Here is a 12,780-nt window from a genome sequence, read left to right on the forward strand (position 1 = left end):
GCCGCCGATCCGGCGCCCGCACCGGCCGCACCGGCCCGCGAGCGGCGCACAGCCGGTCGCCACCGCGCCGCGCGACGACAACTTCCGTGCCTCGGCCACCGCGAAAGCGGTGAACGCCGGCACCGCTCATTAACGGAGAAAGGCATGCAATTCGACAAGCGCGCCTGGCTCGACAAGATCAAGCAGATGTTCGCGGGTTTCGACCGCCCGCTCGCCCTCATCGTGTTCCTGCTGCTGTGCGTCGGCATCGTCACGCTGTATAGCGCGGCGATCGACATGCCGGGCCGCGTCGAGGACCAGCTACGCAACATCCTGCTGACGTTCGTGCTGATGTGGGTGATCGCGAACATCCCGCCGACGACGCTGATGCGCTTCGCGGTCCCGCTATACACGTTCGGGGTCGCGCTGCTGGTCGCGGTCGCGCTGTTCGGGATGACCAAGAAGGGCGCGAAGCGCTGGCTGAACGTCGGCGTCGTGATCCAGCCGTCGGAAATCCTCAAGATCGCGACACCGCTGATGCTCGCGTGGTACTACCAGCGCCGCGAAGGCGGGCTGCGCTGGTACGACTTCGTCGTCGCGTTCGGAATCCTGCTCGTGCCGGTCGGCCTGATCGCGAAGCAGCCCGACCTCGGCACCGGCCTGCTCGTGTTCGCGGCGGGCCTCTTCGTGATCTACCTCGCCGGCCTGTCGTTCAAGCTGATCGTGCCGGTGCTCGTCGCGGGCGTGATCGCGGTCGGCTCGATTGCCGTGTTCGAGGAGCGCATCTGCCAGCCCGAAGTGCAGTGGCCGCTGATGCACGACTACCAGAAGCACCGCGTGTGCACGCTGCTCGACCCGACGTCCGACCCGCTCGGCAAGGGCTTCCACACGATCCAGGCCGTGATCGCGATCGGCTCGGGCGGCGCACTCGGCAAGGGCTACCTGAAGGGCACGCAGGCCCACCTCGAATTCATTCCGGAGAAGCACACCGACTTCATCTTCGCGGTGTTCTCGGAAGAATGGGGGCTCGTCGGCGGCCTCGTGCTGCTGACGCTGTACATGGCGCTGATCGCGCGCGGGCTCTACATCGCCGCGCAGGGTGCGACGCTGTTCGGCCGGCTGCTCGCGGGCTCGCTCACGCTCGCGTTCTTCGTCTACGCGTTCGTCAACATCGGGATGGTGAGCGGCGTGCTGCCCGTCGTCGGCGTGCCGTTGCCGTTCATGAGCTATGGCGGCACCGCGCTGGCGACGCTCGGCGTCGCGATCGGAATGATCATGAGCGTCGGGCGACAGCGGCGGTTGATGAAGAGCTGACACTGCGGCGTGGCACACGGCTGCAAGCAGTCGCAGCAAAGGAAAACGGCGCCCACGGGCGCCGTTTTTCGTTGGGCAGGCCGAATTCAGCCGGCCGCCGTCACTGCGGCGTCGCGCGCGGGCTCGCGTGGTCCGCACCGGCGCCCGATGCCGGCTCCGGCGTCTTCAGTCGCGCGCTCAGCTCCTTGAATTTCAGCTCGGCCGTCTCGTCGCCCTGCGCGGCCGCGGCCGCGTAGTACGCGCGCGCGATGTTCAGGTTCTGCGTGACGCCGTCGCCGCCGCGCTCGTAGAACGACGCGGTCACGTACTGCGCGGTCGGCTCGCCCGCGTCGGCTGCCTGCTTGTACCACGTGAACGCCTGCCGGTTGTCGCGCGGTGTGCCGCGCCCGTCGAGGAACTGGTTCGCCAGCGACAGCGCGGCCTGCACGTGTCCCTGCTTCGCCGCGCGCATGAACCAGCGGTGCGCTTCGGCCGGATTGCGCGCGACGAATTCGCCGTCGTCGAACATCCGTCCGTACACGTATTGCGCATGCGACATGTTCGCGTCGGCCGCCCGCTTCAGCCAGCGCAGCCCTTCGTCGACGTTCGCGGTCACGCCGACGCCGGTGAGCAGCATCATCGCGTAGTTGAACTGCGCGAGCCGGTCGCCGCGTTCGGCTGCGTCGTGGAACTGCACCAGCGCCGCGCGATAGTCGCCGGCGTTGTAGGCGGCCACCGCCGATTGCGTCTCGTGTGCCGGGTCCGGTTTCGCGTGCGTCACATTCTGCGCCGACGCCGCGACGCACACGACCCACAGCCCGAGCATCGCGCCGATCCGCCCGCGCGCACCGGTCGCGCGCCGCGCGCGTCCCGTCCCCGCGCCGTCGCCGCCGTTCATGACCGAACCTCCTGCAGCGCCTGCCGCGTCGCGCGCAGCAGCCAGGTCACGTCGGCCGACAGCGTGATCATCCGGTAGCCGGCCTCGCGATACTGGCGCGCGATGGCCGTATCGCTCGCGAAGATCCCGACCGCGACGCCGGCTTGCTTGCCGGCCGCGAGCACGCGCGCCATCGCGGTCTCGACATCCGGGTGACGGCTGTCGCCGAGATGTCCGAGGCTCGCCGCCAGATCGGCCGGGCCGACAAACAGGCAGTCGACGCCCGGCGTCGCGGCGATCCGCTCGACTTCGTCGATGCCGCGCGCCGATTCGATCTGCACGATCACCGCAATCTGGGCGTTCGCCGTCTGCAGGTAATCGCGGCGCATGCCGAACGCCGCCGCGCGCACCATGCCGGCCACGCCCCGCAGCCCGTCCGGGGAATCCGGCGACGGGAAGCGCGTGAGCCGCACCGCGTGCGCGGCCTCGTCGGCCGTCTCGATGCACGGGAACATCAGCGTGCGCGCGCCGGCGTCGAGCGCGCGCTTCACGAGCCACGGCTCGCGCCCCGGCACCCGCACGACGGGCTCGCTCGGCAGGTGCGCGGCGGCCAGCGCGCGCAGTTGCGACGCGACGTCCCGGCTGTCGTTCGGCGCGTGCTCCATGTCGATGCAGAGCCAGTCGTAGCCGGCGTGCGCGAGCGCTTCCGCTGCCGAATCGCAGCCGAGCGACAGCCACAGGCCGTACAGCGGCTCGTCGCCGTCGTGCAGACGTTGTTTGAGGGAATTGGTGAGCGTGCTCATCGATACGGCCTCCTGGCGGACAGGCAATCGAACGGAACAGGCAACGGGGGACGGCCGGACGGCAGCAGCCCGATCGCGGGCGCGCAGGCTGCGCCACGCAACGATCATAGCGCGCCGTCGGGCGAAATGTGGGGAGACAGGCGAAGCGGGCCCGATCGGGCACCGCATGGCGGGCGACCGGCTGCGGGCGACCGGCGGCCGGCGGCCGAGCGCATGCTCGGGCCGGCAATGCCGCGTCAGCGGGCGGGATCGCGCTCGACGTCGGCCCAGCAGTTCGGCGTTTCGTACAGGCGCACGCGCTCCAGCCGCAGGTTCACGCCGTAGTGCGCGTCGTACACGTTCGCGAGGATGTCGAACGCGATCGCCGCGAGATTCTCGACCGTCGGGATCCGGTCGAGCACGACCGTCTTGTGGTCGGCCATCTGCTCGAGGAACGAGCGCACGACTTCGTCGCGCGCGTAGACCAGGAACGCGTGGTCCCACTTGTTGACGAGGTGCTCGACCGCGAGCGCCTTCACGTCGGCGAAATCCATCACCATGCCGCGGTCCGGCGCCCCCTCGGTATCGACGAGATCGCCGCGCAGCGTGACTTCGAGCACGTAGCGATGGCCGTGCAGGTTCCGGCACTGGCTGCGGTGATCGGGAATGCGGTGGCCCGCGTCGAATTCGAGTTTTCGGGTAATCAGCACGATGTCAAAGGCCGTGGCTCAGGGAATGTTCAGGTATTTGTGGGTCTGCATCGACAGCCGCCACTGCGGATGCCGCTTGCACCAGTCGATCGCGAGCTTCGTGTTGAGATCGCGCGACGGGCCGTCCATCGGCTGCACGAGAAAATACTCGAAATCGAGCTTCGCGTAGTCGGCAAGCCGCTGGTTGTCCTGCGGGATCACGACCTTCAGTTCGTTGCCCTTCGTGACGACGAGCGGCGCGTCGGCCTTCGGGCTCACGCAGATCCAGTCGATCGTCTCGAGCACCGGCAGCGAGCCGTTGGTCTCGATCGCGATTTCGAAGCCCGCCGCGTGCAGCGCGTCGACGAGCGGCTGGTCGAGTTGCAGCATCGGCTCGCCGCCCGTGCAGACGACGAAGCGATGCGCTTCGCCGTCCGGCCACAGGCCGGCGATCGTCGCGACGAGCGCTTCGGCGTCCTTGAACTTGCCGCCGTTCTCGCCGTCGGTGCCGACGAAGTCCGTATCGCAGAAGCGGCACACGGCCTCCGCACGATCCTCTTCGCGGCCCGACCACAGATTGCAGCCGGCGAACCGGCAGAACACGGCGGGACGGCCCGCGTTCGCGCCCTCGCCCTGCAACGTGTAGAAAATTTCCTTGACCGCGTAAGTCATCGTGCTTCGTCCGGCTCGCGCCGCTCGTTGTCGATCAGAATCCGTTATTCATCAAGCGCCGCCGGCGCACCGCGTCACAGCGGCGCTTCGGTCACCCGCTCGCCCTTCAGGTAGGCCTCGTAGCCGCGCTTGCGCAGCTTGCAGGCCGGGCATTCGCCGCAGCCGAAGCCCCAGTCGTGCAGTTCCGCGCGCTCGCCCACGTAGCACGTGTGCGTCTCGACGCGGATCAGCTCGACGAGCGCGTCGCCGCCGAGCTGTTCGGCGAGCTGCCAGGTCTGCGCCTTGTCGAGCCACATCAGCGGCGTCTCGAGCACGATGCGCGTGTCCATCCCGAGATTCAGCGCGACCTGCAGCGCCTTCATCGTGTCGTCGCGGCAGTCGGGGTAGCCCGAGAAATCGGTCTCGCACATCCCGCCGACCAGCACGCGCAGCCCGCGGCGATAGGCGATCGCGGCCGCGATCGTCATGAACAGCAGGTTGCGGCCCGGCACGAACGTGTTCGGCAAGCCATTCGCCGTGGTCTCGATCTCGATCGTGCGCGTCATCGCGGTATCGCTGATCGCGCCGAGCACCGACAGGTCGATCATGTGATCGTCGCCGAGGCGGCCGGCCCAGGCGGGAAACTGATGCTTCAGCGCGTCGCGTACGCCTTCGCGACATTCGAGTTCGACGCGGTGGCGCTGGCCGTAATCGAAGCCGAGCGTCTCGACCGTCTGGTAGCGTTCCAGGGCCCAGGCCACGCACGTGGCCGAGTCCTGCCCGCCGGAAAACAGCACGAGCGCGCCGTCTTTAGCGTCTGTCCGAATCACCGTGATACTCCGTGAATGTATAGGCTCGCGTCGCGCTGCGCCCCGGGGCCGGCTGCCGCCGGGCGGCCCGACACGTGCCGGCCTGCGCCGGCTCGACCAGTATAGGCAGCGCGGTCGTCCGCGAACGCGGCGGAGCGCTTATACCGCCCATCGCGCGGCATCGTTGCCGCGCGTCACGGCGGCGCCTGCGGGCAGCCCTGCCGTGCGCATGAAGCGATGCGCTAAGTCATTGAGCGGGCACGGATTTTATCACGCTCCGGCGAATGCTGCCGGCCGCACGCCGATGCCGCGCAAACCCACCACAAACGAAAAACCCCAAGAACCTTCCGATTCTTGGGGTTGGAACTGCTGGTGGCCTGGGACGGAATCGAACCATCGACACGCGGATTTTCAATCCGCTGCTCTACCAACTGAGCTACCGGGCCAACGAAGAAGAGAAAGTATATCCAGCCCTCTTACTTTGCGCAAGTAGTTTTCGCAAAATATTTTACGCGGCGCCTTCCGACGGCTTCTTGCCGAGCTCGACGCCCAGCTGCTTGAGCTTGCGATACAGGTGCGTGCGCTCGAGGCCCGTCTTCTCCGCGACGCGCGTCATGCTGCCGTTCTCGCGCGCGAGGTGATATTCGAAGTACGCGCGCTCGAACGCGTCGCGCGCTTCGCGCAACGGGATGTCGAACGGAATCGCGGCCGTCTGGCCCGCGAGGCCGAGGGCCGCGGCCATGTCGTCGCCGAGCGTCGGCAGCGCGGCCGCGGACGCGACCGCCGCCGGGCCCGAAGCCTGGCCGGCGCCGGCCTTCGCCGCCGAGTTGACGGACACCGGTGCCGCGCCGCGCACGAGACCGTGCTCGACCGACTTCAGCAGCTTCTGCAGCGCGATCGGCTTCTCGAGGAAATCGAGCGCGCCGATCTTCGTTGCCTCGACGGCCGTGTCGATCGTCGCGTGCCCGGACATCATGATCACGGGCATCGTCAACAGGCCCTGCGCTGCCCACTCCTTGAGCAACGTGACGCCGTCGGTATCGGGCATCCAGATATCGAGCAGCACGAGATCGGGCGCCTGATTCAGACGGTATTCCCGCGCGGCCTGCGCGTTCTCCGCCGCCTCGACGACATGTCCTTCATCGCTGAGGATTTCCGAGAGCAATTCCCGGATGCCCATTTCATCATCTACCACCAGGATGGTTGCCATTTACGCTGCCTTTGTCTGCACACTTGCTTTTGTCTTAGCGGGGGCCGTCCCGACCTGCGCGCCGGGTTCGGCGCCTGGCGTATCGCTCGCCATCTGCAGGAACAGGATCGACACCTGCGCACCCTCGACGGTCTCGCCGTGCATGCGATTGCGCAGATCGATCCGCGCGCCGTGCTCATCGACGATTTTCTTGACCATGGCCAATCCGAGCCCCGTGCCCTTCGCCTTCGTCGTCACGTAAGGCTCGAACGCACGAGTCAGGATGCGTGCCGGAAAACCGGGCCCGTTGTCGGACACGGTAAGACGTACCGCGACGCGCGTTTTGCCCTCGGCGTCGGGATCGCCATATTCTACTGTCTTGGTTTCGATCAACACACGCGGATGCGCGACTTCCGCGACCGAATCCTGCGCATTCTGCAGCAGGTTGTGGATCACCTGGCGCAGTTGCGTCGCGTCGCCGCGAATCACCGGCAGCGACGGCGCAAGTTCGGCGACGATCGCGCTCTTGCCTTCGCCGACACCATACAGCCCGAGCACCTCGCTCGCCAGTTCGTTCAACTGCAGGTTGCCGAGCACCGCCGGCGGCGTGCGCGCATATTCGCGGAAGTCGTCGACCATCCGCTTCATCGCGGCCACCTGATTGACGATCATCGTCGCGCCGCGCTTGAGCACGTCCGCATCGGGCGGCGCGAGCTTGTCGGACAGCTTCATCTGCAGCCGCTCGGCCGACAGCTGGATCGGCGTCAGCGGGTTCTTGATCTCGTGCGCGAGCCGCCGCGCGACCTCGCCCCATGCGACCGAACGCTGCGCGGAAATCACGTCGGAGATGTCGTCGAACACGACGACGTAGCCGGACGTCTGCGGATCGTCGGCCTCTCCCTCGACCGTCGACACGAGGCGCGTGCCGCGCACGAGCAAGGTCAGCGGATCGGCTTCGCCCGGCACTTCGACCGCGAACTGCTGCTGCCAGTGGCCGCGATCGCCGCTGGCGCCGTCGGAAGCCGCCTCTCGATCGGCGAATGCCTTGCGCACCATCGCGCCGAATTCCGCCACGACGTCGATCCGGTCGAGCGCCGTGCCGATCATCGCGCTGAACGGCTGCCGGAAGATCCGCTCGGCGCCGCGGTTGGCCGTCGTCAGCCGGAACTGGCGGTCGAGCACGAACACGCCGGCGGTCAGGTTCGCGAGGATGCTCTCGAGATACGTCTTCGAATGCTCGAGCGCGATCCGGTTCTTCTCGACCGCGAGCCGCGCCTCGGACAGCTGGCGCGTCATCGCGTTGAACGACTGCGTGAGGAAGCCGAGCTCGTCGCGTGACTTGATCTCGCGCTTCGGCGTGTAGTCGCCTTCGGTGATCTCCTTCGTGCCCTGCGCGAGCAGGAACAGCGGCCGCGCGAGCTGCTGGCCGAGCGCAAGCGCGAGCATCATCGCGATGAAGGTCGCGAGGAACAGCGCGAGCGTCAGCGTGCCGATGTACATCTTGCGCAGCCCGGTACGGCCCAGCGCTTTTTCCTGGTACTCGCGATACGCGCGCTGCACCGCGTCGGCGTTGTGCGCGAGCGTGGGCGGCACTGGCTGCGTGAGCTGCAGGAACCGCTCCGCCGGCTGCAGCAGCGACGTCGTCGCGTCGGGAATCGGCCGCACGACGCGTAGCCGCAACGCGCCCTTCGCGCCGTGCGCGCGCGGGTCGCCATCGACTTCGCCCTCGATCGCCGCGTACGCGCCATGTTCGCGCGCCTGGCTCAGCATCAGCGGCGTGGGCAGGTCGTCCGGAACCAGCACGGCGAAATTGCCCGATGCCTGCGCAACGATGTGCAGGTCGGGCGCCGCACCCGAGCCGCCGCGGCTCGGCTCGACGATCGTCGCGTCCTGCACGCCGAACTGGTCGCGCAGGCGCAAGAGCGTGAGCGTCGTACCGTTGGTGTTCGCATCGACGCTCGCGAGCTGGTCGGACATCAGGCGCGCCTTCGTCTGCAGGTCGGACAGCGACGCGTCGAGCATCCCGCGGCCGAGGTTCAGGCCGGCCGTCAGCGCGGTTTCGACGTTCACGTCGAACCACGACTCGATGCTGCGCGACACGAACTGGTACGACACGATGTAGATGATCCCGCCCGGGACCACGCCGACGAGCGCGAAAAACACCGCGAGCTTCGCGAGCAGCCGCGTGCCGAACTTGCCCTTCCGCAGGCGCACGACGATCATCCCGATCAGCCCGAGCACCACCAGCAGGAACACGAGCGCGACGATGATGTTCATCGCGTACAGCCACGAGTAGTAGCGGTCGAAGAACTCGGTGTTCGCGCTCGCGGCCGCGAGCAGCACGAGCAGCAGCAGCGCGGTGAGCGCGACGGTCGCTACGATGACGCGAACGAGGAGGCTCTTCCCGCTGGCCGCGCGGCGCACTTTATTTAGCACGTTCGGTCACCGTGAAGTTGAAGCGCTTCCAGTCCGAGCCGAGCGTCCAGTCGCGGTTGTTCACCGCGTCGACCTGGAACGGCTTCGGCATCAGCGCCGTATCGAGCTGCATGCGCACCGAGGCCATGTAGGTTTCGCCGGCCCGCACTTGGTTGCGATCGATCACGTGCCACGACGTGATGTGCCGGACGACCGCGAGCGCGTCCCTCAGCGACGGGAAGCCGAGTTGCAGCCCGCCCGTCGACACGCGGTACTCGCGCGTGAGCGGCTGGAACGACAGGCGGATCGTCTGCGACACCGACACCGGCTGCTCGTCGAACCAGTACCAGCGCGCGCGGCTCAGTTCGAAGTCGGTCGTGAAGTAGAGCGGGATGCCCTTGTTGACGGCATCCTCGAGGTTCGGGTTCAGCTCGAAATCGAAGCGGGCATCGAGGCTCCAGCCGCTTCCGTCAGCCTGCAGCGAGGCGCGCTGCACGGCGATCGACTCGGCGCGCGCCGGCCGAACGACAGTCAGGCACAGCGCCAATGCGACCAGCAGGACGGCCGCGAGCCGAAGTGGAAAAAGGTGTTTGATCGTCACCGTTTCTGAAACCGCGCGTAGAAAAATCCGTCGTGATCGGTGTTCTGGTCGAGTGCGCCGGCCGCTCCGGCATGCACGCCGCCCGGCAGCAGTTGGCCAGGCGCGTCCAATCGTACCGCATCTTCACAGGCCGCTTCAAACCAGCGGGCCTGCAATTCGCCCTCCTCGGGAAAGATCGAACAGGTCACGTAGAGCAGTTCGCCGCCCGGCTTCACGAGCGGCCACAACGCCGTCAGGATGCGGCGTTGTTCCGCGACGAGTGCCGCGATGTCGGCTTCGCGGCGCAGCCAGCGGATGTCGGGATGACGGCGCACGATGCCCGACGCCGAGCACGGCACGTCGGCGAGGATGCGGTCGAACGGCCGGCCGTCGTACCACGCATCCGGCGCGCCGGCATCGCCGACGCGCACGTCCGCCGCGAGCGACAGGCGCGCGAGGTTCTCGCCGATGCGCGCCGCGCGGGTCGCGTCGCTTTCGAGCGCAACGACCTCCGCGCCAGCCAGCTCGAGGATATGGCCGGTCTTGCCGCCCGGTGCCGCGCATGCGTCGAGCACGCGCATGCCGTCACGCGCGCCGAGCCATTCGGCGGCGAGCTGCGCGCCGGCATCCTGCACCGACACGACGCCGTCCGCGAAGCCCGGAATGCGATCGACCGGCAGCGCCGATGCGAGCCGCACCGCATGGCGGCCGATCGCGGTCGCGTCGATCCCGTTCGCGCGCAGCGTGTCGAGATACGCGTCGACGCTCGCGCGGCGCGCGTTCACGCGCAGCGTCAGCGGCCCCTGGCGCTCGCCGGCCGCGAGGATCGCCTGCCATGTGTCCGGCCACGCGCGCTTCACCGCATCGATCCACCACGGACGGTAGTTCCAGCGGGCGACCGGATCGTCCTGCAGCGCCGCGACGAGCGCGTCGCGCTCACGCTGGAAACGGCGTAGCACCGCGTTCACCAGCCCCTTCGCGAACGCGAATTCGCGCCGCGCGCCGATCACGGTCACGGCCTGGTCGACGATCGTGAACGCCGGATACGCGGCCGTCTCCTCCGGATCGAGCAGCAGCGCGAGCGCGCCGGCGAGTACTGCCTGCACGTGCGCAGGAGGCGCCTTGCTGACGAGCCGGCCGATCAGCCAGTCCGCGCTGCCGAGGCGACGCATCGTCCGGTATGCGACGTCCTGCGTCGCGCCACGCGCCAACGCCTGCGTGCCGGCCGGCATCTGCGCGAACACCGCGGCCAGTGCCGCCGGCAGCGCGGTGCCGCGCCGCACCGCATCGACTGCCTGCGCGGCCGCGTCGAGCGCGAAGCCCAGCGAATCGGGCGCGAGACGCAGCGCGGACAGGCGCGCAGGGCGGCCGGAGGAAGACGGAGCGGAGGAACGGGTTTGTGTCATCGGGGCAAAATCGGCAAACGGGCGTCGCGAGCGGCGGGAACCCTGCGGCCGTGCGCGGCCGCCGCGATTCCAAACCGCGCATTGTAGCGTGAGGCCATGCGGCCCCTTTATAGGAGCACAAATGAAACACCCCGCAGCGCGAGGCGTGCGGGGCGATGTGTGGACTGCGACGCGACTTAGTCGAAGCGGCCGGTACGCGCCATCTCCATCAGGCGCGCGATGCGCTCCTCGGTCGCCGGGTGTGTGGAGAACAGGTTCTGCAGGCCGCCGCCGTGCAGCGGGTTCATGATCATCATCTGCGCGGTGGCCGGGTGCGCTTCGGCCGCCTGGAACGGGATGCCCGCCGCATAGCGATGGATCTTGTCGAGCGCGGTGGCGAGCGACTGCGGATCGCCTGAGATCTGCGCGCCGCCGCGATCGGCCTCGAATTCGCGCGCCCGCGAGATCGCCATCTGGATCAGCGCGCCGGCAATCGGCGCGAGCAGCGCGACCGCAATCCCCGCGATCGGGTTGGCCGGACGGCCGTTTTCGTCACGGCCGCCGAAGAACATCGCGAAGTTGGCCAGCGCCGAAATTGCGCCCGCCATCGTCGCGGTGATCGTCGAGATCAGGATGTCGCGGTGCTTCACGTGCGCGAGCTCGTGCGCCATCACGCCGCGCATCTCGCGCTCGGACAGCACGCGCAGGATGCCCGTCGTCGCTGCGACCGCCGCGTGTTCCGGGTTGCGGCCCGTGGCGAACGCGTTCGGCGCGTCCTCGTTGATCAGGTAGACGCGCGGCATCGGCAGGTTCGCGCGCGTGGCGAGCTCGCGCACCATCCGGTAGAACTGCGGCGCCGTGTTCTCGTCGACTTCCTGCGCGTTGTACATGCGCAGCACCATCTTGTCGGAGAACCAGTACGAGAAGAAATTCATGGCGAGCGCGAACAGCAGCGCGATCGTCATGCCGCGGGTGCCGCCGATCATGCCGCCGATCACGATGAACAGGGCCGTGATCCCGGCCATCAGCATCGCCGTTTTGACCCAATTGAACATACCCACTCCTTATCCGTCAGGGGACCCGTCGCGCATCAAAGAGCGCGGCGGAAAATTGTAAGCGATTTGTTAGATAAGGTCTTGTTCGAAAAATTCAATCTCAGCGCTGCGATGTTGCAAGACGAAGGCCCAGGCCGACGAAAGCGCTGCCGACCGTACGGTCGAGCCACTTCTTGACGCCCGGCTTGCCGGAAAAGCGCTGCGTGACGCTACCCGCGACCCAGGCGACCAGACTGGTCCAGACCGTGCTCATCGCGACGAATACCGCGCCGAGGGTCAGGAATGCCCAAGCCTTGTGCGGACTGTCGGCCGACACGAACTGCGGGAAGAACGACACGAAGAACAGCACGACCTTCGGATTCAGCACGTTGGTCCAGAAGCCCTGCATGAACAGCTGGCGCAGCGGCTTTGCGGCCGTGCCCTGCGCGGCTTCGGCGCCCGACGGCTCAGCGGCCTGCTTCGTGATGATCATCCGCACGCCGAGGTAGATCAGGTAGGCGGCGCCGACCAGCTTGATCACCGTGAACGCGGTTGCCGATGCCGCCAGCAGCGCGGTCAGGCCGAATGCGCATGCGAGCGCGTGAACGCAGCAGCCGGCCGAAATGCCGAACGCCGACATCAGCCCCGCGCCGCGCCCCTGGGCGACGCTGCGGCCGACGATGTAGGCCGTGTCGGGACCGGGCGTGATGTTCAGCAGGAACACCGCGAACACGAAGAAGCCGAAATGGGTGATGCCAAGCATGAAGACCTCGAAACCGAACAGCGCAAGGAAATTCTACGCGCGCCTGCCGCGCCGTGCGACTCGGCCGTCCGGCCGATTGCGCGCAGCCGGCAGGTCGGGTCGAATGACGCTCAGGCCCCGTCGGGCAACGCGAAGCGCTGGCCTGCGGCGAGCGGCGAGCCGGCCAGGAATTCGCGCGCGGGCAACCGCTTGCCGCCCGGCTTCTGCAGTTGCGTGACGCGCAGCGCGCCGCTGCCGCACGCGACGATCACGCCTTCCGGCGCTGCGTCGACGATCGTGCCGGGCGCCGCGTCGCCGCGCGCCGCCACGGGCTCGGCCGCCCAAAGCTTGATGG

12 protein-coding genes, 1 tRNA gene and 1 pseudogene are annotated in these 12,780 nt (G+C 68.0%); 1 reads left to right on the forward strand and 13 read right to left on the reverse strand.

The window, feature by feature from the left end:
- Window positions 1-144 precede the first annotated feature (144 nt).
- Window positions 145-1,293, forward strand: a complete 1,149-nt coding sequence (gene rodA / locus F3J14_RS29525) for a rod shape-determining protein RodA (protein WP_166725949.1) — start codon at window positions 145-147, stop codon at window positions 1,291-1,293.
- A gap of 100 nt (window positions 1,294-1,393) precedes the next feature.
- On the opposite strand, the gene F3J14_RS29530 is transcribed toward rodA, so the two are convergent.
- The 13 genes and pseudogenes from F3J14_RS29530 to F3J14_RS29590 all read right to left on the reverse strand — a co-directional run.
- Complete coding sequence (locus tag F3J14_RS29530; protein ID WP_166725950.1) at window positions 1,394-2,170, reverse strand: tetratricopeptide repeat protein; 777 nt, start codon at window positions 2,168-2,170, stop codon at window positions 1,394-1,396.
- On the reverse strand, window positions 2,167-2,952 hold the full coding sequence (locus F3J14_RS29535) for an HpcH/HpaI aldolase/citrate lyase family protein (RefSeq protein ID WP_126228736.1): 786 nt from the start codon (window positions 2,950-2,952) through the stop codon (window positions 2,167-2,169). Before F3J14_RS29535 ends, F3J14_RS29530 begins: the two co-directional genes overlap by 4 nt.
- Before the next feature lie 236 nt (window positions 2,953-3,188).
- Complete coding sequence (queD, locus tag F3J14_RS29540) at window positions 3,189-3,641, reverse strand: 6-carboxytetrahydropterin synthase QueD (protein ID WP_006755431.1); 453 nt, start codon at window positions 3,639-3,641, stop codon at window positions 3,189-3,191.
- 18 nt (window positions 3,642-3,659) lie between these two features.
- Entirely contained in the window at window positions 3,660-4,292 is a 633-nt protein-coding gene (queE, locus tag F3J14_RS29545) for a 7-carboxy-7-deazaguanine synthase (RefSeq protein WP_006755430.1), read from the reverse strand.
- Window positions 4,293-4,366: 74 nt separating this feature from the next.
- Window positions 4,367-5,101, reverse strand: coding sequence for a 7-cyano-7-deazaguanine synthase QueC (gene queC / locus F3J14_RS29550; protein WP_105834806.1), 735 nt, complete (start codon window positions 5,099-5,101; stop codon window positions 4,367-4,369).
- Between the two features lie 349 nt (window positions 5,102-5,450).
- Window positions 5,451-5,526 (reverse strand) — tRNA-Phe (locus F3J14_RS29555).
- A gap of 62 nt (window positions 5,527-5,588) precedes the next feature.
- A complete protein-coding gene (esaR, locus tag F3J14_RS29560; RefSeq protein WP_006759755.1) occupies window positions 5,589-6,290 on the reverse strand; it encodes a response regulator transcription factor EsaR in 702 nt (233 codons plus the stop codon).
- A complete protein-coding gene (gene esaS / locus F3J14_RS29565; protein WP_166725951.1) occupies window positions 6,291-8,705 on the reverse strand; it encodes a sensor histidine kinase EsaS in 2,415 nt (804 codons plus the stop codon).
- The gene (locus tag F3J14_RS29570) at window positions 8,695-9,285 is read right to left on the reverse strand and encodes a DUF4390 domain-containing protein (protein WP_166725952.1); all 591 of its coding nucleotides are present in this window, start codon (window positions 9,283-9,285) and stop codon (window positions 8,695-8,697) included. The genes esaS and F3J14_RS29570 overlap by 11 nt, the downstream gene beginning before the upstream one ends.
- Window positions 9,282-10,670 (reverse strand): 16S rRNA (cytosine(967)-C(5))-methyltransferase RsmB, encoded by a 1,389-nt coding sequence (gene rsmB / locus F3J14_RS29575; RefSeq protein ID WP_166725953.1) that lies wholly within the window; start codon window positions 10,668-10,670, stop codon window positions 9,282-9,284. Before rsmB ends, F3J14_RS29570 begins: the two co-directional genes overlap by 4 nt.
- A gap of 176 nt (window positions 10,671-10,846) precedes the next feature.
- Window positions 10,847-11,704 carry a zinc metalloprotease HtpX gene (htpX, locus tag F3J14_RS29580; RefSeq protein ID WP_006750073.1) on the reverse strand — a complete coding sequence of 286 codons (858 nt, stop codon included), beginning with the start codon at window positions 11,702-11,704 and terminating at the stop codon, window positions 10,847-10,849.
- A gap of 100 nt (window positions 11,705-11,804) precedes the next feature.
- The gene (locus F3J14_RS29585; protein ID WP_166725954.1) at window positions 11,805-12,446 is read right to left on the reverse strand and encodes a LysE family translocator; all 642 of its coding nucleotides are present in this window, start codon (window positions 12,444-12,446) and stop codon (window positions 11,805-11,807) included.
- A gap of 110 nt (window positions 12,447-12,556) precedes the next feature.
- Window positions 12,557-12,780: pseudogene (locus F3J14_RS29590) on the reverse strand (methionyl-tRNA formyltransferase); the annotation flags it as partial.

The organism is Burkholderia sp. Tr-862, assembly GCF_011753085.1.
In the GTDB taxonomy this organism is placed as follows: Bacteria; Pseudomonadota; Gammaproteobacteria; order Burkholderiales; family Burkholderiaceae; genus Burkholderia; species Burkholderia ambifaria.

Coding starts and splice junctions, on each gene's coding strand:
- queE (WP_006755430.1), bottom strand. CDS start 4,292: ATGACTTACGCGGTCAAGGAAATTTTCTACACGTTGCAGGGCGAGGGC.
- esaR (WP_006759755.1), bottom strand. CDS start 6,290: ATGGCAACCATCCTGGTGGTAGATGATGAAATGGGCATCCGGGAATTG.
- F3J14_RS29535 (WP_126228736.1), bottom strand. CDS start 2,952: ATGAGCACGCTCACCAATTCCCTCAAACAACGTCTGCACGACGGCGAC.
- F3J14_RS29585 (WP_166725954.1), bottom strand. CDS start 12,446: ATGCTTGGCATCACCCATTTCGGCTTCTTCGTGTTCGCGGTGTTCCTG.
- rodA (WP_166725949.1), top strand. CDS start 145: ATGCAATTCGACAAGCGCGCCTGGCTCGACAAGATCAAGCAGATGTTC.
- rsmB (WP_166725953.1), bottom strand. CDS start 10,670: ATGACACAAACCCGTTCCTCCGCTCCGTCTTCCTCCGGCCGCCCTGCG.
- htpX (WP_006750073.1), bottom strand. CDS start 11,704: ATGTTCAATTGGGTCAAAACGGCGATGCTGATGGCCGGGATCACGGCC.
- F3J14_RS29530 (WP_166725950.1), bottom strand. CDS start 2,170: ATGAACGGCGGCGACGGCGCGGGGACGGGACGCGCGCGGCGCGCGACC.